This is a genomic window from Halomonas sp. 18071143 (assembly GCF_019211725.1).
Taxonomy (GTDB): Bacteria; Pseudomonadota; Gammaproteobacteria; order Pseudomonadales; family Halomonadaceae; genus Vreelandella; species Vreelandella stevensii.
Map to the genome: position 1 here is coordinate 3,229,038 of NZ_CP078120.1, position 19,489 is coordinate 3,248,526.

The following is a 19,489-nucleotide window of genomic DNA, read 5'->3' on the forward strand; positions in this document are numbered from 1 at the left end:
CCAGGGTGACGCTCATCATCCCGATGCTTAATGAAGCGGTGAGCATTCACGCCACGCTGATGCGCCTGCAACCGCTACGCTCGCAAGGCGTCGAAGTGCTGGTGGTGGATGGCGGCAGTCGCGACGCCAGCGTGGCACTCGCCACCCCGCTGGCCGACGCGGTGCTCGAAAGCCCGCCGGGCAGAGCGCGGCAGATGAACCTGGGCGCCCGGCAGGCGCGAGCGCCCCTGCTACTGTTCCTGCACGCCGATACCCACCTGCCCTGGGGCCATGAAACCCGGGCCATCGATGCGCTTTGCCAGGCGCTGCTGCACCGCCACTGGGGGCGCTTTGACATTCGTCTGGCAGGGCAAAGCCGCTGGCTGCCGCTCGTCGCCGCGCTGATGAACCGACGCTCTCGGCTCAGCGGCATCGCCACCGGCGACCAGGGGCTGTTCGTGCGTCGTGAGACGTTTTTTGCGCTGGGCGGCTTTCCCGACCAGCCGCTGATGGAAGATATCGAACTCAGCAAGCGCCTGAAGGCGTACTCACCGCCCGCCTGTCTGCCCCATAAAGTGGTAAGCTCGGGCAGGCGCTGGGACCAGCAGGGCGCCTGGACAACCATCTGCCTGATGTGGCGGCTGCGCTACCGCTACTGGCGTGGCGTCAGTGCCACGCAACTGGCCAAGGAGTACCGTGATGCCCGTTGACTCACTGTCTGCCCACTTGCATCTGTTGGCCAAGGCCCCACTGCCCGGCCATGCCAAGACCCGGCTAATCCCTGCTCTGGGCCCTCAGGGGGCCGCCGATGCTCATGCCACCATGGTGCGCCACTGTGTGGCCACGGCCTGCGAGGCCCTGGGGGCGAGCCAGGTCACGCTCTGGACCTCGCTGGAGCATAATCACCCGCTGTTTCTGGAGCTGCAGGCGCAGCATGGCATTGCCCTGGCGGCCCAGCAGCCTGGCGACGTGGGCATGCGCGTTCGCCGGGCACTGAATCACACGTCAGGCTACCCGGCCATGGTCATGGGCACCGACTGTCCCAGCATCAGCGTGGCCATGCTGCGACGCTGCCGAGCAGCCCTGGCCACCTTTGATGTGGTCATTTTGCCCGCCGAAGATGGCGGCTACGGGCTGATTGGCAGCCACCAGGACTACCCCGAGCTGTTCACGGCGATTCCCTGGGGCTCCGAGCAGGTGCTGAGCGTAACCCGCGAACGCCTTGCCGCGTTGGGCCTGGAGGCCGCCTACCCCGACACCATGTGGGACATCGACCGCCCCGAAGACTGGTTTCGCTGGCAACAACTTCATCAAGCGAGTGTGTAAGGCATTCTCGCGTATCGTCACTGACCATCACCTCTTCCTCTCCCGGAGCCTGCCATGAATCGTCAGCGCCTGCTGCTCATCACCCTGCTGCTGTTGGCCATACTGGGCTTTTACGTCAGTGGCGCCCACACCTTCTTTACCCTAGAGACCTTGCAGGCCTACCGCAGCCAGTTTCAGGCCGCGTTCCAGCAGTCTCCCTGGCAAGTGGCGGGTCTGTTCTTCGCGGTGTATGTGGTGATGACGGCGCTCTCCTTGCCCGGTGCGGCCTTGTTGACGCTACTGGGCGGGGCACTGTTTGGCCTGGGCTGGGGGCTGCTGATCATCTCCTTTGCCAGCACCCTGGGGGCCACCCTGGCGTTCCTGCTCTCGCGCTTCTTGTTTCGTGGGCCGATTGAAAAGCGCTTTCCCCGCCAGTTCGAGACGGTCAACCGGGGCGTGGAGAAGGACGGCGCGTTCTATCTGTTCACGCTGCGCCTGGTGCCGATCTTCCCGTTTTTCATGATCAATCTGGTCATGGGACTCACGCGGATCAAGCTCACCACGTTTTACTGGGTGAGCCAGCTGGGCATGCTGCCGGGCACGGCCGTCTACGTCAACGCGGGCGGCCAGCTGGGTGAGCTGGAGAGCCTGGGGGGGATCGTCTCGCCGGGGCTGCTGGCTTCGTTTGCACTGCTGGCGGTGTTTCCTTGGCTGGCCCGGCGTATTGCCGCCGCCGTGCAAACACGCAAGGTTTACCAGGACTTTACCCGGCCTGCACGCTTCGATTACGACATCGTGGTGATCGGCGGTGGCTCGGCGGGGCTGGTCACCAGCTACATCGCCAGCGCCGTCAACGCCAAGGTAGCCCTCGTTGAAAAGCACAAGATGGGCGGCGACTGCCTGAATACCGGCTGCGTGCCTTCCAAAGCGTTGATACGGGCGGCACGGGCGGCCCACGAGATTCGCACCGCCCATCGGTTTGGCGTCAGCGCCAGTGCCCCCGAGGTGGACTTTGCCAAAGTGATGGGCCATGTCCATCAAGCCATTGCCGACATCGAGCCCCACGACAGCGTCGAGCGCTATACCGGGCTGGGGGTCACGGTGTATCAGGACCACGCCCAGCTCGTCACGCCCTGGCAAGTTCGCGTGGGGAATACCACGCTCACCGCGCGCCATATCGTGCTGGCCACGGGGGCTCGCCCACGGGTGCCGCCGCTGCCCGGCATCGAGCACGCGCCACTGCTCACCTCGGAAAACCTGTGGTCGCTCACCGAGCTGCCCAAGCGCCTGGTGGTGCTGGGCGGCGGCGCCATTGGCTGCGAACTCAGCCAAAGCTTTGCTCGGCTGGGCAGTCAGGTCACCCTGGTTGAAGGTGCGCCCCAGCTGTTGGGCCGTGAAGATAGCGAGGTAGGCGAGCATGTGGCAGGCACGCTCTCCGGGGAAGGCGTGACGGTGATGACGGGCGCCACTGCGCTGGAAGTCAGCCAGGCAGACGGTGCACACCAGCTCGTCATCGAGCACCAGGGGGAACGCTTGACGCTGGCGTTCGATTATTTGCTGGTCAGCGCGGGGCGTCAGGCCAACGTGGAAGGCCTGGGGCTGGAAACACTGGGCATCAGTACGACCCAGGTCGGCACCCTGGCCCTCAATGAGCGGCTGCAAACCCGGGTGCCCAACATCTGGGCCTGCGGTGATCTGGCAGGCCCCTATCAGCTGACCCATGCGGCGGCGCATCAGGCCTGGCACGCCGCCGTCAACGCCCTGTTTGGCGAGCTGAAAAGCTTCGCCGTGGATTACCGTTTCATGCCCGCCGTGACCTACGTACAGCCGGAGGTGGCGCGGGTGGGGCTGAATGAAAAAGAGGCCACCGCCAAAGGCATTGCCTACGAAGTGACCCGCTACGCCATGCGCGACAGCGACCGCGCCATTGCCGAAGGTGCCACCGACGGCTTCATCAAGGTGCTGACCGTGCCCGGCAAGGACAAGATTCTGGGCGCCACCATCGTGGCGGAAAACGCTGGCGAGTGGCTGGGCGAATTCACCCTGGCCATGAAACACGGGTTGGGGCTGAACAAGCTGCTCGGCACCATTCACCCCTACCCCACCCTGGGCGAAGCGGCCAAGGCCACCGCAGGCGTATGGAAGAACGCGCACAAACCCGAGCGTGTGCTGGCCTGGTTGAACCGCTACTTTCACTGGCGCCGTGGCGAATGACCACCGCGGGCAGGGGCGCTTGGGTGCGATGGATCAGGGGGGTTGTGGGTCGTTTACGAAGTTTTCCATGATGTCGCGCACCAGTTTCCGCTGTGCCTGGGGTAACTGGCGATACAGGGCCAACAGCCTCAGTTCATCGGCATCGGGGGATACCTGCCAGGCGGCGGCAGGCTCCTTGACACCCACCACCTCAGCCGCGCCGTAACGCAAATAGTGCGGAGAGACGGACAACCACTGGGCCAGAACCAGCAGCTTTTCCTGGCTTGGAAACGAGTCTCCCCGCAACCAGCGCCTGACCGCCTGGAAGGTGATGGGTTTTCCCCAATAGCGCAGATTGAATTCACGCTCCAGAACGGAGGGTCGGGCTTCGTACCCTGCCGCTTGCATGGCGGCTATCAAACGCTCGGCAAACATGCTTTTTTCATTCATGCCGCCAATGTGAAGTGATTCTTCAATAAGAGTTGAATAACGGTTAACCTTCTGATTGAATCATTACTTCAATTCCGAATTAAACTAAACCGTGCACACGCAAGACGGCCGCTAGCGCGCCAGGAGTCTGCCAGGATGAGCCAGACGCCTTATCTTCCCGAACCGAGTTATCTGCACCGGGCGTTATCGACCCTTGGTTCGGCACCCGACCCGGATACGCTGCTGAAGGGGCTGGCCAGCACGCTGTACCATATCAACCGTCAGCAGCCCATCGCCCTGTACCGTCTTCACGACGCCAAAGCCCTGCACCTGACCTACTATCTTTCGCCTGCTGGCCAACAGGCAGCCCCCCATGCGCTGCGGCTCATCACCTCGCTCGCCTCTTTGTCCACGCTCGGGCTGGACTATCGCGACATCCAAGGCGAGTTCGGCATTTGGGGCTATGTGGCTTATCCAACGCCGGATACTCATGAGCAAACCCAGTGGCTGACGCTCTTCATCGACCTTGCCAGCCAGCGCCTGCGTCTTTTGAAGGCCGCCAATGCAACGGAGAGGCGTATACGCCTGAGGCGGCGAAGACGCTCCATTCTCAAAGACATGCAGCACACATGCAGTATCGAGCATCTCGTTCAACGTCACGGACAAAGCTGGTGTCGCATCTTTCAAGCGGTCGGCATAGCGCTCTATTATCAGGAAGAGCTGGCCTGCTTTGGCCAGTGCCCCCCTGAGCGCCAGCTTCTAGCGGCCATCACGTCCCTGGCAGCACCGCTGGACGACACGGAGGCCATCGAGCTTGATGGCGAGTGCGCGGGCGGGATTGCCGTCAGTGTTCATGTTGCTGACGCACAGCCAGCGTGGCTGATGCTGTTTCGTCGTCGTCACGCCGTGCCACTGCTGCCCGAACTGAGCTGCCCGCATACTCCTGTCGGCTACTGGCTCGCATCCGAGATCAACAGCCTTGCCGAGCTGGCCGATGACTTGACCTCGGTCATCACGGCCATCGAAATCGCCAATCTCAACCAGCAGCTCGTCGCCACGAATCAATGGCTGGAAACCCTGGCGCACAAGGACGCCCTTACCCAGTGCTGGAACCGTTACTATACCGAACTGGTGCTCGACAGTATCGACCCGACCCACACCACCATGGCGCTCATTCTGTTCGACATCGACGATTTCAAGCGCATCAATGACACTCATGGGCATGCGGTAGGCGATGATGTGTTGCGCGATCTGGTCGGCGTGGTAGAGAGAGTCTTGCGCCAAGGAGACCACCTTGGCCGCTGGGGCGGCGAAGAGTTCATGATTCTGGCCAGGGAGCTCGACCATGAGGGCACCTTGCAGTTTGCCAACCGCGTACGGCTAGCCGTCGCAAACGTCCGCTTCGCCGTGGCGGCGCCGGTCTCGATCAGTATGGGAGCCACGCTGCTACACGCCCATGAATCGCCTCGGCAATGGCTTGAACGCGCCGACCAGGGCCTCTATCTTGCCAAGCAGGCTGGCAAGAACCGGTGCGTTCTTTGCCCTTGACGCTGCCCTGCAGCCTTCGACACAAGAGTATCCCCGATGCCCCCACCCAAGCGGCTATTGCTGGTCGGCGCAGGCCACGCCCACGCCTTCGTGCTGGAAGCGTTTGCCCAGCGCCCGGACCCGACGATATCGCTCACGGTGGTCAGCGATAGTCCACTGGCCGCCTATTCCGGTGGCGTGCCTGCCTGGCTTGCGGGGGAGTGCACGCTGCGCGACACCCAGCTGGACATCGCCGCGCTCTGCCAGCGGGCGGGGGCTCGTCTCATCACCTCACCGGCCGTGGCCCTGTGCCCCACGAAACGCCAGGTCACTCTGCAGGACGGCCATGTGGTGGCCTTCGACGTGGCCTCGCTCAACGTGGGCGCAACTCTCCAGCCGCCTCAGCACGCCGAAAACGCTGAGCGCACGCAGCCCGCCCTGCTGGCCATGCGGCCACTCGGTTCTCTGCACCATCGCTGGCAGGCGCTGTTGGAGGATATCGACCAGTTGCCTCCCGGCACACGGCAGAACGTGGTGAGCGTGGGGGGCGGTGCGGCGGGCTGTGAAACCCTGATGAGCGTACTGGCACAGCTGCGCCAACGGCGTCCCGACGTGGCATGGAAAGGCGCCATCATCAGCGCGTCCCCCTCGCTGCTGCCTGGCGCTGGCTGGCTACCGCGCAGGCTGGTACTGCGCGCACTTCAACGGGCCGATATTGCCGTACACGCGGGATTACGGGGCAGTGCATTAGTGGCGGGCGGCGTGCATACGCAAGCAGGCCAGCGTATCGACGCCGACATCGTGCTCTGGGCCACCGGCGCCGTGGGCCAGCCTTGGCTCGAGAAAACCGCGCTGCCACGCAACGAACGGGGGTTCATCAGCGTGAACACGACCCTCGAAGTCACAGGCCACTCGGGGATATTTGCGGCGGGAGACTGTGCAGCTTTCGGCCAGCACACGCCGCCACTGCCCAAGGCCGGCGTGTACGCAGTGCGTATGGGGCCCGTGTTGGCCGACAACCTGCGAGCCGCCTGCTACGGCGCCCCGCTGGCCACCTGGGAGCCCCCCAGGCGAGTGCTGGCACTGATTGGCACAGGGGACGGTCGCGCCATTGCCAGTCGAGGCGCCATCGGTTTTTCAGGCCGCTGGGTATGGGAATGGAAAAAGCGGATCGATGCGCGCTTCGTTGCCCGCTTCAATCCGCCTTTCACACATTAAAACCGTTCCTGCCGCTGCTAGCCGTTGGCTTTGCGCCAGCCGCCCAGCACCCGGCTATCCGGGCCGAAGAACACCAGCCGATCATGGTCGATCAGGTAGCGGTAGGCGGTATCCAGCATGTCCGTGACCCGCTTGGCATCTTCCATGTTCGGGCAGGCCATGCGGGTGGATGCCAACTCGCTGAACTCGATGCGCTGACTCTCCCCCAGACTAACGGTGCCGGTAAACTGGTTGCAGCCATCCGAACCACTCACCTTGCCATCGCGCCCAATGCGGAAAAATGGCGTACTGGGCATCGACAAACGCTCATCGGTCCCCACCAGCAGCAGGTTCCAGCGCTGCTCGACGACCGGCCCCGACAGTTCACCACGGGGGGGCGCATCCACTCGCTCCTGCTGCGGTGAGCTACCACAGGCCGCCACCAGTAGCGCCAGACTCAGCCCCATCAACGTATTACGATAGTGTGCTTTCACCTTGCGTGTGCTCCTGCTCATTCACCAGCTGCCGCTGTTTTCCATGGATGCCCAGGGCTCTTGCGGTGCCAGGGCATCGCCTTTTTGCAGCAGTTCGATGGAGATGCCATCCGGCGACTTCACGAACGCCATATAGCCGTCCCGAGGCGGACGATTGATGGTGACGCCATTGTCCTGTAGCTTCTGGCACAGGTCGTAGATGTTCTCGACACGGTAAGCCAGGTGACCGAAATTGCGCCCGCCGGTGTACTCCTCGGGATCCCAGTTGTAGGTCAGTTCCAGCTCGGGTGCCGTCAGGCGCTCCGAGCGAGCTTCATCGTCCGGCGCAACCAGGAATATCAGCGTAAAACGCCCTTTCTCATTCTCTTTACGGCGTACTTCCTTGAGGCCTAGCAGGTCGCAGTAGAAGTGCAGCGAGGCGTCCAGGTCATGGACGCGCACCATGGTATGTAGAAATTGCATTGAGTCGTCTCTCTCTGGTCAAGTGCAGCACCTGTGGGTCAGCGCTAACCCTTTGCTATGGTTGAAGATACTCGCTAAAGATAGCAGGCGGACGCGCATCGTGGGTGAATCCGAGCACCGCGTAGTCGTCTACCCTGCCGGTTTCCATGCCCGGTGAACCATGCGGCATTCCGGGTACGGCCAGGCCAGCAATGGCCGGGCGTTCCTCCAGCAGGCGCTGAATGTCAGCCGCTGGCACGTGGCCCTCGATGACATAGCCCTCTACCAGCGCCGTATGACAGGACGCCAGCTCAGGGGTAACGCCATGCTCTATCTTGATGGCGCGCACCCCATCATGGCGGTGGTGGTCGACCTCGAAGCCAGCCTCTTCCAGGTGGCTTACCCAGTCACTGCAACAGCCGCAGTGGGGGTCACTGTGTACCTCGATCACGGGAGCGGCCTGTGCAGACGACAACGATACCGCTAGTCCTGCTATCATCGACAGCGGCATTATTAGACACTTTTTCGACATTTCATCACCATCACTAAAGATCCATATAATACTAACACCATCACGCGATAGACGGGACGACCCCGGGAGGCATCAGTGGATTCGATTACACAGGCGGCGCTGGGTACCGCTGGAGAGCAGCGAGCAGGTCAGCGCCCCTCGCGGGCTGGAGCTGGAAACCCTGGCGCGCTTGGCGTCACGGGCAGGGGGCGATATTTCGGCACTCTGCGCCACTGACTTCGTCGACCCTCAATGGCGCACCGAGCCGTTTCTTTATCGCTGCTGACCCCGCATAAAGGGAAGTTCAGAGTTGTGGTCAGGGCGCAATGCCCTGGCCACACCCCTTGTACTGTTCGCCGCCGATACTGACCGTGACACGGGCAGGGTACGGCTGGCCTTTCATGTCGTCAAAACAGGCCCCTGATTCGATCCTTACCCGGAAAAACGACTCGGCATCGGCGTTTTCGATCACCACACGACCCGCGGCGTTATCCATGACGCTGACCATATAAGGCAGCGTGGTCGTTTCATTGCCGTACTGCGTGGTCCAGGTCATGACCGGTGCGTCATGGGCCAGCTCGATACTCCAGCCGGGCTCGTTGCCTCGCGCCAGGAACATAACGCCCGGATGTGCCGCACGGGTGGCCGCAGCGCGTGCCAACCCCTGCTGGCACTGCAACTGGCCCCGCGGCGTCTCTACCTGGGCCTGCTCGCCACGGTTCCAGAAGCTGATCTCGCCATCCTGATAACGCGCACCACTGGCCACCACGGCCTGCGGCAAACGCCAGGCACCGTGCAGCGACCACAAACGCAATTCGTCGCCATTCAAGGCGGTGACCAGATCCTGATGAGCCGGCTGGCAATGCCAGGCCTGGAACTGCTCCGCACTGCCAGGAAACAGCGCAGAAGGCAGCAAGGGCGCGGTGCTATGCACCGTGGTGCGGGTGGGGGTTTCCGCCACAGGTGGGGTGCTGGCACAGCCTGCCAGCAGGGTCACCGAGGCCATGGCCAACAGCGGACGAAAGGTAATGGGCTTGGCGATCATGAGTCAGGTTCCCGTTATGACGGTTTGAAGGCGCTGAGATCGTGCGGATCGAAAGACGTTACCTCTGCGGGCAAACCGAGCGCTTCGCGCCGGACCTTGACCTGCATCTTTTCGGCCAGCCGTTCGGCATCGTCATCGGTGGTGCGGCCGTTCAGCTCGGCCAGTTGCGACATGCCCTGGTGATAAAAGGCCAGGATATCCAGCGCCAGGCGATTGTCCTCTTCTACCCCACGACGCAGCGGCTGCAGATAGCTGCTGATGCGCGACAGGTGATGCTTGAGCTGCCAGACATAGCGCATCTCCACCATCCAGGGCCGCTCACGCAGGGCCGCAAACATGGCGCTGGTCGCCAGCAGACCCAGCAGCACCCCGAGGGCATTCAGCCAGAAGCTGCTGCCGAAAGTCGCGGTCAGCAGCATAGAGAACAGCAGGCCGAACACCACCAGCTGCCCTGCCATGATGATGCTGATGATGCGCGCCTTGCGCCGATAGGTATCTGGATCGTGGTGCTCAAGGGTAAAGGCCATGGCCAACCTCGTTATCGAAAGGAACCTCTTATGATACGGGGCTGACCAGGTCAGTCAACGCGCTCAGGCCAGCTGTTCGGCGGCGCTCTTCAGCAGCCGCTCGGTGGTCTCCCAACCCACGCAGGCATCGGTGACCGAGACGCCATAGCGCAGTTGGCCCGGGCTCAGCGGCTGCTTGCCTTCGAACAGATGGCTCTCCAGCATCAGCGCGACCAGGCGGGCCTCGCCTGCCTGGCGCTGCGCCAGCACCTCCCGCATGACCTCGCTTTGCCGACGATGATCCTTGCGAGCGTTGGCATGGCTGCAGTCCACCATCAGGCGCGGGTTCTGCCCCGCACGTTGCAGCGTATCGATGGCCGCCTGCACGTGGTGGGCCTGGTAATTGGGCTCGCCGTGCCCGCCGCGCAACACCACATGGGTGTGCGGGTTACCGGCGGTTTCCTGCATGATGGGGCGGCCCTGGCGGTCCATGGCAAACCGCTGATGGGCGTGCGCCGCAGCCTGCATGGCGTCGATGGCCACCTGCACATCACCACTGGTGGCGTTCTTGAAGCCTACCGCGGCGGTCAGGTCACTGGCCAGCTCCCGGTGCAGCTGGGACTCCGTGGTCCGCGCGCCAATCGCCACCCAGCTCAGCAGGTCATCCAGGTAAGGCGCCAGCATGGGCTGCAACAGCTCGGTCGCCACCGGCAAGCCGCGCGAGGCCACCGCATGCATCAACTCCCGCGACAGGGCAATTCCATGAGGCATGTCGCCGCTGCCATCCAGGTGCGGGTCGTAGGCCAGCCCCTTCCAGCCCACCGTGGTACGCGGCTTCTCCACGTAGACACGCATGACCGGCAGGATATGCTGGCCAATGTCGTCGCTGAGCGCCGCCAGGCGGTCGGCATACTCCAGTGCGGCATCCGGGTCGTGAATGGAGCAAGGCCCGACCACCACCAGTAGGCGGTCATCCTGGCCATTCAAAATACGCTGCACTGCACGCTGCTGCTCGGCAATCTGTGCAACCAAGGGGGCACTGATGGCAATACGCTGGCGCAGCTCAGCGGGCAACGGCAAGGGTGTGGAGGACAAGGAGACGTGGTCGTCTGCCAGGGGCGTGCATTGGGGGGCAATAGGGGCATTCATGGCTCAACTCTCCGAGATCGTGGGACACAGCGCTAAACATCGCAATCCTTCCTTGCCACCCAGGCAAGCACGATCGGAGGTGGCAGCTTGCACCGACCGCGCGTCACTAAATCGCCAGCCATAGCCATAACCGATATGACGGAAGGCCTAGGGGCTAACGATTGCGCGGTTGCGGTAAGACATGGTGCAGCTCCTGTGTTGCATTGAATGAAAACCCGTGGCCCGTTCAGGCCAGCCTGGCTGACCGCAGCGTAAAACGAAAAAAGCCTCGGGGGGTAACCCACCGAGGCTTTTTTGCATGCGGCAGGTCACCTGTGCGGTGTGCCTGCCGGCCCGACATCAGGCGTCGGCCAGCGGCACACCCTGGCTAAACCAATACGCTGCATAATAAACGGGCTGGAAAGACGCGACGCTCAGCGACGTATTCGCCCACGCGCTCGCCACCGTTTCCGGTTGGCGCTGGCGGCGGTCTGAACACGCAGCATGATGCATGGCGGCTTCCTCATGAAAAGTCATAACGACGATACTGCTTAATCCTGCCTGCCAAAACGCCAAATGGCAACCCGCCATTCGAGGTTCTTCATGCAAGATTTTCCGTTCAAGGGGCTGGCCTGCCCGCCAGGCCAGCAACAGCCTCAGTTACTGAAGGCCTGAATCCAGCCGATGGTGGCGGGCAGCGCACTCATGCTGACCAGCACGACGATGCCCAGCACGATAGGCAACAGTCCGGATTCATCTTTGAAGTCTTCATCATGATGGGCCATATAGCCTCCTCGTCAAGGGTCTACAGGCGGCTCTTGCCGCTCTATTGCTTACGTCGGTGAATTATTCTAGTGAGGGCGTGGAGCGTAGGCAAACACATCCGAGAACATACGCTCACTGCTCGCGCCCAGCCGCTCCAGCACATCGACGCAGGCGTACACCATGCCCGGCGAACCAGAGAGGTAAATATCACAGCCTTCCGGCGTGTCCAGCGTTTTTTCCAGCGCCTTCACCAATTGGCTCTCCAGCACCAGGTCTATCCGCCCCTGGTGGTGGTGAATACGCTCGCCAGCAGCGAGAGGTTCGGTCAGCGGAAATTCGGTCACCGCATGGAACGTCAGCTGCTCGGCCTGCTGAGCCCACTGGCATGCCAGATCTTCGGCATACAGGTCGCGGTGCTCGCGGTTTGCCCACCACAGCGATATCGGCCGCTGTGGCTGGTCACGCAGGGTCGCCTCAACGATGGCTTTCATCTGCGCGAACCCGGTTCCTGCGGCGATCAACAGCAGGGGGCGTTCACTCTGCCCATCCAGCACACAGACACCCTTGGGCAGGCGTACGGTCAGCTGGTTGGCCACCTGTAGCAACTGGCGTAAGCGGCGGGAGTTCTCGCGCTCGGGCCAGTGCTGGATCTGCAGTTCCAGGCTGCCGTCGCCGCGGTCGGCGCTGGCGATCGAGAAAGGCACCCAGGTATCGTCGTCCAGCTTGAGTTCCAGGTACTGGCCGGGCGCATGCTGCATTGCCTCTGCGCGTCCGGCAATCACCACCCTGAAGACATCGGGAGTGAGATCTTCAACGGCGGTCACCTGGCAGGTCAGCGTTTTACACGTTGACGTATTAACGCTCATGAAAGCCTCTTTTTGGCAAATCGTTCAGTCCCACGGCAGCACTAGCCGTGTCGCGGTGCGGGCAGGGGAATATCGATACCCAGCTCTTCCCAACGCTGGTCGACGCGGGTCTTGATGGCATCGTCCATCACGATGGGCGTTCCCCACTCTCGGTCGGTTTCCCCGGGCCACTTGTTGGTGGCGTCCAGGCCCATCTTGGAGCCCAGCCCGGAAACCGGCGAGGCAAAGTCCAGGTAGTCGATGGGGGTGTTCTCGACCATCACCGTGTCCCGGGCCGGGTCCATGCGGGTGGTGATTGCCCACATGACGTCTTCCCAGTTACGAGCATCCACATCGTCGTCCAGCACGATCACGAATTTGGTGTACATGAACTGACGCAAAAAGCTCCATACCCCCATCATCACCCGCTTGGCATGGCCCGGATACTGCTTCTTCATGGTGACCACCGCCATGCGGTAGGAGCAGCCTTCCGGCGGCAGGTAGAAATCGACGATTTCGGGGAACTGCTTGCACAGGATCGGCACGAACACCTCGTTGAGCGCCACGCCTAGAATGGCGGGCTCATCGGGCGGTCGCCCCGTGTACGTGGAGTGGTAAATTGCGTCGCGGCGCATGGTCATGCGCGTCACGGTAAACACCGGGAACCGGTCTACTTCGTTGTAGTAGCCGGTGTGGTCGCCGAAGGGGCCTTCCGGGGCCATGTCGTCGGGGTAGATAAACCCTTCCAGCATGATTTCAGCGGAGGCAGGCACGTCCAGCTCGGCATGGCCGCACCTGACCAGCTCGGTGCGCGACCCGCGCAGCAGCCCGGCAAACGCGTACTCCGAGAGCGAATCGGGCACCGGGGTGACCGCCCCGAGGATCGTGGCAGGGTCTGCCCCCAGGGCCACGGCCACGGGGAAGGGCTCGCCAGGATGGGCCTTCTGGAATTCCAGAAAGTCCAGCGCGCCCCCACGATGGGAGAGCCAACGCATGATCAGCCGATTCTTGCCGATCTTTTGCTGGCGGTAGATCCCCAGGTTCTGACGTTTCTTGTGCGGCCCTTTGGTGATCACCAGCGGCCAGGTCACCAGCGGCGCTGCATCACCCGGCCAGCAGTGCTGAATGGGCAGGCGGTCCAGGTCTACGTCGTCACCTTCATAGACCACTTCCTGGACCGGAGCGCGCTTGACGTTCTTCGGCCCCATGCTGAGCACCTGCTTGAAGATCGGCAGCTTCTCCCAGGCGTCCTTCAGCCCTTTGGGCGGGTCAGGCTCCTTCAGAAACGCCAGCAGTTTGCCGACTTCCCGCAGGGCTTCTACCGACTCCTGCCCCATGCCCAGCGCAACACGCTTGGGCGTACCAAACAGGTTGCCCAACAGGGGCATGTCGTGACCTTTGACATTTTCGAACAGCAGTGCCGGGCCACCAGCACGCAGCGTACGGTCACAGATTTCGGTAATTTCAAGGTAGGGGTCAACTTCGGCGGTAATGCGCTTGAGCTCACCTTGAGCTTCCAGCGCTGCTATGAAATCGCGCAAGTCGTTGTACTTCAAGGTCCTCTCCTCAACCCGGATATCGGTCGCCGCGTAGCGGGTGGCGCCACCATGCAGCGCCTTAACGGCGCTTCATTGCCTCGAAGAATTCCAGATTCGTCTTGGTATCTTTCAGACGGTCGATCAGGAACTCGGTCGCGGCCGTATCTTCCATCGGGTTGAGCAGCTTGCGCAGAATCCACATGCGCTGCATTTCGTCTTCCGACGCCAGCAGGTCTTCGCGACGCGTGCCGCTGCGACGAATGTTGATGGCCGGGAAGACGCGCTTTTCGGCCAGCTTGCGGTCCAGGTGGGCTTCCATGTTGCCGGTACCCTTGAACTCTTCGAAGATGACTTCGTCCATCTTGGAGCCGGTGTCGACCAGCGCCGTGGCGATGATCGTCAGGCTGCCGCCCTCTTCGATGTTACGCGCCGCACCAAAGAACCGCTTGGGCTTCTCCAGCGCGTGGGCATCGACACCACCGGTCAGTACCTTGCCAGAGCTGGGCACCACGGTGTTGTAGGCCCGCGCCAGACGGGTGATGGAGTCGAGCAGAATCACCACGTCCTTCTTGTGCTCGACCAGCCGTTTGGCCTTCTCGATGACCATTTCGGCGACCTGAACGTGACGCGCCGGCGGCTCATCGAACGTCGAGGCCACGACTTCGCCACGCACGGTGCGCGACATCTCGGTGACTTCCTCCGGGCGCTCATCGATCAGCAGGACGATCAGATGACACTCGGGGTTGTTACGCGTGATGGACGTGGCGATGTTCTGCAGCATCAGTGTCTTACCCGCCTTGGGGGGCGACACCAGCAAACCACGCTGCCCTTTGCCGATGGGCGCGGTCAGGTCGATGATACGTGCGGTGAGGTCTTCCGTGGAGCCGTTGCCGATCTCCATACGCAGACGCTCGGTGGGAAACAGCGGCGTCAGGTTCTCGAAGAGAATCTTGTGCTTGGCGTTTTCCGGGCGGTCAAAGTTGATCTGACTCACCTTCAACAGGGCAAAGTAACGCTCACCCTCTTTCGGCGGACGGATCTTGCCAGAAATGGAGTCGCCCTTGCGCAGATTGAAACGACGAATCTGTGAAGGCGAGACGTAGATGTCGTCCGGTCCGGCGAGGTACGAGCTATCCGCGCTACGCAGGAAGCCAAAGCCGTCCTGAAGAATTTCCAGCACACCGTCGCCATAGATGTCCTCGCCACTTTTGGCGTGTTTCTTGAGGATGGCGAAAATGATGTCCTGCTTGCGCGAACGGGCGAGGTTGTCGATACCCATCTCGCGGGCAATATCGAGCAGCTCGGGAACGGTTTTTTGCTTGAGTTCAGTGAGATTCATCGGTGTGTTAGAAAATTGCTCATGAAAGCTGGGCGACGAGCGCCGGGAATAAGACAGGAGGCGAGGCCTAAGTCATTAGGGCAAAGCGCCGAGTGATGCGTTCAGACTCCATCCAGGCACACGCTCGATTGATAAGTATGGGCAGTCGCGTCGGCCATGATGTAGCCATTAGCCGCAATTGGTGACCGCTGGGCGTGAGGGTAGGTTATCTGACGACTTGGACATCTGGCTGATGCCATCGGAATACGTATTGCTCGGGGTGCCGAGTCAACACGCTTGTCTGGACGTACAAGCCAACTCGGATCAGGCCAGTTACCCGATGGTAGTCAAGCCCCGCGACAAACGCAAGCCTTTGGCAATTGACAATAGTCAGAGGGCGCCGCAACCTTGGCATAGCCAACTTGAAGGATAGCTCATGCCCATGGACATTTCGCTCCCCACCGATGCGCCCAATAGCGAAGTCGACAGCGCTGCTCCCCAGCGCCTGGCCGCCATTGACCTGGGCTCCAACAGCTTTCATTTACTGGTCGCCAACTACCAGAATGAAAGGCTACAAGTCGTTGCCCGACAGGGCGAGAAGGTGCAGCTTGCCGCTGGCCTGGATGGCAATGGCTACCTTAGCGAAGCCGCCATGCAGCGCGCGCTGGATTGCCTGAGCCGTTTTGCACCCTTCCTGACCGACATAGAGGGTGCCAACCTGCGGGTGGTGGGCACCAACGCGCTTCGTGACGCCCACAACAGCCAGGACTTCATCGAACGCGCCGAAGCCCAGCTGGGCCACGCCATTGAAATCATTGCGGGACGTGAAGAGGCCCGGCTGATCTATCTGGGTGCCGCCCACGCCTTGGCCGAGAACGGTCGCCGTTTGATCGTCGACATTGGCGGGGGCTCCACGGAGTTCATCATTGGTGAAGCCTTCGAGCCCAGGGCGCTGGAGAGCCTGCGCATGGGCTGCGTAACGTTCAGCCAGCGCTTTTTTGCCGATGGCGAGATTACCGAAAAACGCATGCGCCGTGCCGAACTGGCGGCACTCTCGGAACTGGCCAATATCCAGCGGCCTTACCTGCGCCTGGGCTGGGATGATCCGGTGGGCTCCAGCGGCACGATCAAGGCTGCCGCCAGCGTTCTGTTCGCCTACGGCGATGCGCCCCAGGAAGGGGTGATTACCCGCAGCGGCCTGCAAAAGCTCAGAGAGCGGCTGGTAAAGTGCAAGCACCTGGACAAGGTCGAGCTGGATGGCCTGAAAGCAGACCGCGCCCGGGTATTCCCGGCGGGCATCGCCATTCTCAATGCCGTGTTCGAAGCCTTCGACCTGCACCAGATGCGCTTTGCCGATGGCGCGCTGCGGGAAGGCGTGCTGTACGACATGGCCGGGCGCAACAGTGCCGAAGACACCCGCTCACGTACCCTGGAGCTGCTCAAGCGCACCTACGACGTGGATACCCGGCAAGCCGAGAACGTGGCCGACACCGCCAAGCGGCTGTTCGAACGTCTCCAATCGCCCTGGGGATTGAGCAACGAACAGGGGCATTTTCTGAACTGGGCCAGCCATGTCCACGAGATCGGGCTCGCCATTTCCCATAGCCAGTTCCATCGTCACGGCGCTTACTTACTGGAGCATTCGGATCTGGCCGGGTTTTCTCGCCCGGAACAGCGCCTGCTGGCTTTTCTGGTGCGCGCCCATCGACGCAAGTTTCCGCTCAAGGAGTGGCAGGCACTGCCCGCATCCCAACAGCCCGCGGCGGGCAAGCTGGCTCGCCTGCTGCGTCTGGCGGTGCTGCTCAATCACTCTCGGCCCGAAAGCCCTCTGGCGCTGCCACCCATCGTGGTCGATGACGGCGGCGAAGGTTTGGTGATCACGCTCCCCCAGAGCGATGAGCCTACCCTGCTGAGCACCGACCTGGAGCAGGAGCAGGGGCATATTGCGGGGGCGGGTTTCGTGCTGACGCTCGTCAGCTAGTCAGCACACCGCACCGCCACCCCCGCCGCCTGCCAGAGCACTCTGGCAGGCGGCTGCAATATGGCCAGGCAGCGCTCCCCTTCCATCACCAGCAGCAGCCGCTGACGCTCCCAGGGGGGGATCGACTGCTCCTGCAGCCAGCGTTTCAGGTCACGTCGGCCACGCCCTGGCAGCACCAGCGTTTCTCCGCCCTGACGCCCACGCAGCACGAATGAGGCGCTAGCCGCATCTTGTGCTCCCGTTTTCACCTCGAGCGCCAGCGTGCCCAGCGGCGTCGCCAGACCTGCCCGGCCATCCCACTCCGCCTGCCAGCCATCCAGCGGTGCCTGCGGAGCCATCACGTAAAGCCCGCCCCGCCATACCCGCGCTTCTGCCCCGGGCCATATGATGTGCACACGCGCCTGAGCGGCAGCACGCAACTGGTCCAGCAGGCTGACCAACCGCGCCTGTGGCGGCGTCGGTAACCCGTATTGCTGGCACAGCGTCCGCACCAGCAGCCGTTGGCGAGGAAGCGGCAGCGCGGCCAGGGCATGGGCGTCGATACAGCCGGGCGACAGCGCCAAACCGGCCAGCTCCTCGGCGGCGTAGCTGGCCAGTAACCCATCGGCCTCTCCCGCCCAGGCGGCACTGCGGGCCAACGCCTGAGCGGCCCCGGGCCAACGCTGGCCGAGCACGGGCAGCACGGCGTGGCGCAGGTAGTTGCGATTGTAGTAGATATCCTGATTGGTGGGGTCTTCGCACCACGCCAGCCCCTCCTGCCGAGCAGCCTCGCGCAATTGGTCTCGCCGAACGCTCAACCACGGGCGCAGCAGCACACGCCCCTGCCACTCGCGGCGCCCAGGCATGCCAGCCAACCCACGAATACCGCTTCCGCGCAGCGCTGCCAACAGCCAGGTCTCTGCCTGATCATCCTGATGCTGGCCCAGCCACAGCGTGTCGCCGGGGGCGAGGTGCTCGAGAAAAGCCTGATAGCGCGCACGCCGGGCAGCGCCTTCGATACCCTCCCCCTGCGGTTCGACGCTGACCCGCGCCACGCTAAGCGGGACGCCGAGCCGCTGGCAAAGCGCTGCACAGTGGGCTTCGAAGTCGGCGGCGGCAGGCTGCAAACCATGGTGAACGTGCAGCGCACGCAGGCTGCGTCCACGCCGCTGGCAGGCCCTTGCGGCCAGAGTCAGCAGCAGCGAGGAGTCCAGCCCGCCCGAGAGCGCTACCCAAACGCAACGCCCCGGCGGGGTCTCCGCCAGGGCGTCGTCGAGCAGCGCAAGCAGTGCGTCAGGCGGCAGGGGCGCCATAACTCATCAGGCGTGCGTAGCGGCGCTCCAGCAGCGCCTCATGGTCCAGCGCCTGGAGCCTTTCGAGGCTTGCGCTCAGCGCTTCCTTGACCCGCTCTGCGGTGGTCACGGGATGACGGTGGGCGCCGCCCAGCGGCTCCTTGATCAACGAGTCCACGAACCCCAGCTCCTTGAGGCGCTCGGCCGTGATGCCCATGGCCTGAGCCGCGTCGGAGGCTTTCTCGGCACTCTTCCACAAAATGGAGGCGCAGCCTTCCGGAGAGATGACCGAGTAGGTGGAGTACTGCAGCATGTGCAGCTCGTCACACACGCCTATCGCCAGGGCACCACCGGAGCCACCCTCCCCGACCACCGTGGAGATGATCGGCGTTTTCAACCGCGACATGACGGCCAGGTTATAGGCGATGGCTTCGGACTGGCCACGCTCTTCGGCATCGATGCCGGGGTAGGCGCCGGGAGTGTCGATGAAGGTGAGAATGGGCATCTTGAAGCGCTCGGCCATCTCCATCAAACGGCACGCCTTGCGGTAGCCTTCCGGGCGCGGCATGCCGAAGTTGCGGCGCACTTTCTCTTTGACGTCGCGGCCCTTCTGATGGCCAATGACCATGACCGGCGCATCGTTCAGACGAGCAACGCCACCGACCAGCGCCGCGTCGTCGGCGAAGTTGCGATCACCGTGCAGCTCGTCGAAGTCGGTAAAGATGTACTCCAGGTAATCCAGCGTATAGGGGCGCTGCGGGTGCCGCGATAGCTGGGAAACCTGCCAGGGGGTCAAGTCCTTGAAGATCGACTCCGTCAGCTTGCGGCTTTTCTCTTCCAGCCGGGCAATCTCGTCAGAGAGGTTCACTTGGCTGTCGGAGCTGACCAGACGCAGCTCTTCGATCTTTGCCTGGAGCTCGGCGACGGGCTGTTCAAAATCAAGATAATTTGGATTCATCGGCTCTGCCTGTAAGCTGCCTGTCATAAAAAGGCATTATCAAAACGCATCTCGGTTG

20 protein-coding genes are annotated in these 19,489 nt (G+C 62.6%); 6 read left to right on the plus strand and 14 right to left on the minus strand.

Going from position 1 to position 19,489, the window contains the following annotated elements:
* The first annotated feature begins 23 nt into the window (after positions 1-23).
* Genes KVY02_RS15170 through KVY02_RS15180 form a run of 3 tightly spaced genes read left to right on the plus strand, consistent with a single transcriptional unit; the run spans position 24 to position 3,498 of the window.
* Positions 24-689 carry a TIGR04283 family arsenosugar biosynthesis glycosyltransferase gene (locus KVY02_RS15170; protein ID WP_016915013.1) on the plus strand — a complete coding sequence of 222 codons (666 nt, stop codon included), beginning with the start codon at positions 24-26 and terminating at the stop codon, positions 687-689.
* Positions 679-1,305, plus strand: coding sequence for a TIGR04282 family arsenosugar biosynthesis glycosyltransferase (locus KVY02_RS15175; protein ID WP_016915014.1), 627 nt, complete (start codon positions 679-681; stop codon positions 1,303-1,305). The genes KVY02_RS15170 and KVY02_RS15175 overlap by 11 nt, the downstream gene beginning before the upstream one ends.
* A gap of 54 nt (positions 1,306-1,359) precedes the next feature.
* Entirely contained in the window at positions 1,360-3,498 is a 2,139-nt protein-coding gene (locus tag KVY02_RS15180; protein WP_016915015.1) for an FAD-dependent oxidoreductase, read from the plus strand.
* A gap of 33 nt (positions 3,499-3,531) precedes the next feature.
* Here the strand turns inward: KVY02_RS15180 and KVY02_RS15185 are convergent, their stop codons facing one another.
* Positions 3,532-3,912: a hypothetical protein gene (locus KVY02_RS15185; RefSeq protein ID WP_016915016.1), complete on the minus strand. Its 381-nt coding sequence runs from the start codon at positions 3,910-3,912 to the stop codon at positions 3,532-3,534.
* Between the two features lie 150 nt (positions 3,913-4,062).
* On the opposite strand from KVY02_RS15185, the gene KVY02_RS15190 reads away from it, so the two are divergent.
* Together KVY02_RS15190 and KVY02_RS15195 are read left to right on the plus strand one after the other, a co-directional pair.
* On the plus strand, positions 4,063-5,454 hold the full coding sequence (locus KVY02_RS15190) for a GGDEF domain-containing protein (protein ID WP_081136693.1): 1,392 nt from the start codon (positions 4,063-4,065) through the stop codon (positions 5,452-5,454).
* Positions 5,455-5,490: 36 nt separating this feature from the next.
* Entirely contained in the window at positions 5,491-6,651 is a 1,161-nt protein-coding gene (locus KVY02_RS15195) for an FAD-dependent oxidoreductase (RefSeq protein ID WP_016915018.1), read from the plus strand.
* Between the two features lie 17 nt (positions 6,652-6,668).
* Here the strand turns inward: KVY02_RS15195 and KVY02_RS15200 are convergent, their stop codons facing one another.
* From KVY02_RS15200 to rho, 11 genes are all read right to left on the minus strand, one after another.
* Complete coding sequence (locus tag KVY02_RS15200) at positions 6,669-7,097, minus strand: META domain-containing protein (RefSeq protein WP_371317431.1); 429 nt, start codon at positions 7,095-7,097, stop codon at positions 6,669-6,671.
* Positions 7,098-7,145: 48 nt separating this feature from the next.
* The gene (gene gloA / locus KVY02_RS15205; RefSeq protein WP_096922092.1) at positions 7,146-7,586 is read right to left on the minus strand and encodes a lactoylglutathione lyase; all 441 of its coding nucleotides are present in this window, start codon (positions 7,584-7,586) and stop codon (positions 7,146-7,148) included.
* Positions 7,587-7,641: 55 nt separating this feature from the next.
* Positions 7,642-8,076, minus strand: coding sequence for a DUF411 domain-containing protein (locus KVY02_RS15210; RefSeq protein ID WP_256357514.1), 435 nt, complete (start codon positions 8,074-8,076; stop codon positions 7,642-7,644).
* A 316-nt stretch (positions 8,077-8,392) separates the two neighbouring features.
* Positions 8,393-9,121, minus strand: coding sequence for an MliC family protein (locus KVY02_RS15215; protein ID WP_218313855.1), 729 nt, complete (start codon positions 9,119-9,121; stop codon positions 8,393-8,395).
* A 14-nt stretch (positions 9,122-9,135) separates the two neighbouring features.
* Positions 9,136-9,648, minus strand: coding sequence for a DUF3087 family protein (locus KVY02_RS15220; RefSeq protein WP_096922089.1), 513 nt, complete (start codon positions 9,646-9,648; stop codon positions 9,136-9,138).
* 63 nt (positions 9,649-9,711) lie between these two features.
* Positions 9,712-10,776, minus strand: coding sequence for a 3-deoxy-7-phosphoheptulonate synthase (locus tag KVY02_RS15225; protein ID WP_218313856.1), 1,065 nt, complete (start codon positions 10,774-10,776; stop codon positions 9,712-9,714).
* 339 nt (positions 10,777-11,115) lie between these two features.
* Entirely contained in the window at positions 11,116-11,364 is a 249-nt protein-coding gene (locus KVY02_RS15230; protein ID WP_218313857.1) for a hypothetical protein, read from the minus strand.
* Between the two features lie 47 nt (positions 11,365-11,411).
* Entirely contained in the window at positions 11,412-11,540 is a 129-nt protein-coding gene (locus KVY02_RS18395; RefSeq protein ID WP_016915027.1) for a hypothetical protein, read from the minus strand.
* 66 nt (positions 11,541-11,606) lie between these two features.
* Positions 11,607-12,386: an FAD-binding oxidoreductase gene (locus tag KVY02_RS15235; protein WP_218313858.1), complete on the minus strand. Its 780-nt coding sequence runs from the start codon at positions 12,384-12,386 to the stop codon at positions 11,607-11,609.
* A 41-nt stretch (positions 12,387-12,427) separates the two neighbouring features.
* Complete coding sequence (gene ubiD / locus KVY02_RS15240) at positions 12,428-13,921, minus strand: 4-hydroxy-3-polyprenylbenzoate decarboxylase (protein ID WP_218313859.1); 1,494 nt, start codon at positions 13,919-13,921, stop codon at positions 12,428-12,430.
* Positions 13,922-13,982: 61 nt separating this feature from the next.
* Complete coding sequence (rho, locus tag KVY02_RS15245) at positions 13,983-15,242, minus strand: transcription termination factor Rho (RefSeq protein WP_016915030.1); 1,260 nt, start codon at positions 15,240-15,242, stop codon at positions 13,983-13,985.
* A gap of 415 nt (positions 15,243-15,657) precedes the next feature.
* Between rho and ppx the strand changes: the two genes are divergently transcribed.
* Entirely contained in the window at positions 15,658-17,202 is a 1,545-nt protein-coding gene (gene ppx, locus KVY02_RS15250; RefSeq protein ID WP_218313860.1) for an exopolyphosphatase, read from the plus strand.
* On the opposite strand, the gene tilS is transcribed toward ppx, so the two are convergent.
* Positions 17,199-18,494, minus strand: a complete 1,296-nt coding sequence (gene tilS, locus KVY02_RS15255; protein WP_218313861.1) for a tRNA lysidine(34) synthetase TilS — start codon at positions 18,492-18,494, stop codon at positions 17,199-17,201. The two genes, ppx and tilS, sit on opposite strands and share 4 nt — an antisense overlap.
* Positions 18,475-19,431 (minus strand): acetyl-CoA carboxylase carboxyl transferase subunit alpha, encoded by a 957-nt coding sequence (gene accA / locus KVY02_RS15260; RefSeq protein WP_016915033.1) that lies wholly within the window; start codon positions 19,429-19,431, stop codon positions 18,475-18,477. The genes tilS and accA overlap by 20 nt, the downstream gene beginning before the upstream one ends.
* Positions 19,432-19,489 lie beyond the last annotated feature (58 nt).

Coding starts and splice junctions, on each gene's coding strand:
- KVY02_RS15170 (WP_016915013.1), top strand. CDS start 24: ATGCTTAATGAAGCGGTGAGCATTCACGCCACGCTGATGCGCCTGCAA.
- KVY02_RS15175 (WP_016915014.1), top strand. CDS start 679: ATGCCCGTTGACTCACTGTCTGCCCACTTGCATCTGTTGGCCAAGGCC.
- KVY02_RS15180 (WP_016915015.1), top strand. CDS start 1,360: ATGAATCGTCAGCGCCTGCTGCTCATCACCCTGCTGCTGTTGGCCATA.
- KVY02_RS15185 (WP_016915016.1), bottom strand. CDS start 3,912: ATGTTTGCCGAGCGTTTGATAGCCGCCATGCAAGCGGCAGGGTACGAA.
- KVY02_RS15190 (WP_081136693.1), top strand. CDS start 4,063: ATGAGCCAGACGCCTTATCTTCCCGAACCGAGTTATCTGCACCGGGCG.
- KVY02_RS15195 (WP_016915018.1), top strand. CDS start 5,491: ATGCCCCCACCCAAGCGGCTATTGCTGGTCGGCGCAGGCCACGCCCAC.
- KVY02_RS15200 (WP_371317431.1), bottom strand. CDS start 7,097: ATGGGGCTGAGTCTGGCGCTACTGGTGGCGGCCTGTGGTAGCTCACCG.
- gloA (WP_096922092.1), bottom strand. CDS start 7,586: ATGCAATTTCTACATACCATGGTGCGCGTCCATGACCTGGACGCCTCG.
- KVY02_RS15210 (WP_256357514.1), bottom strand. CDS start 8,076: ATGCCGCTGTCGATGATAGCAGGACTAGCGGTATCGTTGTCGTCTGCA.
- KVY02_RS15215 (WP_218313855.1), bottom strand. CDS start 9,121: ATGATCGCCAAGCCCATTACCTTTCGTCCGCTGTTGGCCATGGCCTCG.
- KVY02_RS15220 (WP_096922089.1), bottom strand. CDS start 9,648: ATGGCCTTTACCCTTGAGCACCACGATCCAGATACCTATCGGCGCAAG.
- KVY02_RS15225 (WP_218313856.1), bottom strand. CDS start 10,776: ATGAATGCCCCTATTGCCCCCCAATGCACGCCCCTGGCAGACGACCAC.
- KVY02_RS18395 (WP_016915027.1), bottom strand. CDS start 11,540: ATGGCCCATCATGATGAAGACTTCAAAGATGAATCCGGACTGTTGCCT.
- KVY02_RS15235 (WP_218313858.1), bottom strand. CDS start 12,386: ATGAGCGTTAATACGTCAACGTGTAAAACGCTGACCTGCCAGGTGACC.
- rho (WP_016915030.1), bottom strand. CDS start 15,242: ATGAATCTCACTGAACTCAAGCAAAAAACCGTTCCCGAGCTGCTCGAT.
- ppx (WP_218313860.1), top strand. CDS start 15,658: ATGCCCATGGACATTTCGCTCCCCACCGATGCGCCCAATAGCGAAGTC.
- tilS (WP_218313861.1), bottom strand. CDS start 18,494: ATGGCGCCCCTGCCGCCTGACGCACTGCTTGCGCTGCTCGACGACGCC.
- accA (WP_016915033.1), bottom strand. CDS start 19,431: ATGAATCCAAATTATCTTGATTTTGAACAGCCCGTCGCCGAGCTCCAG.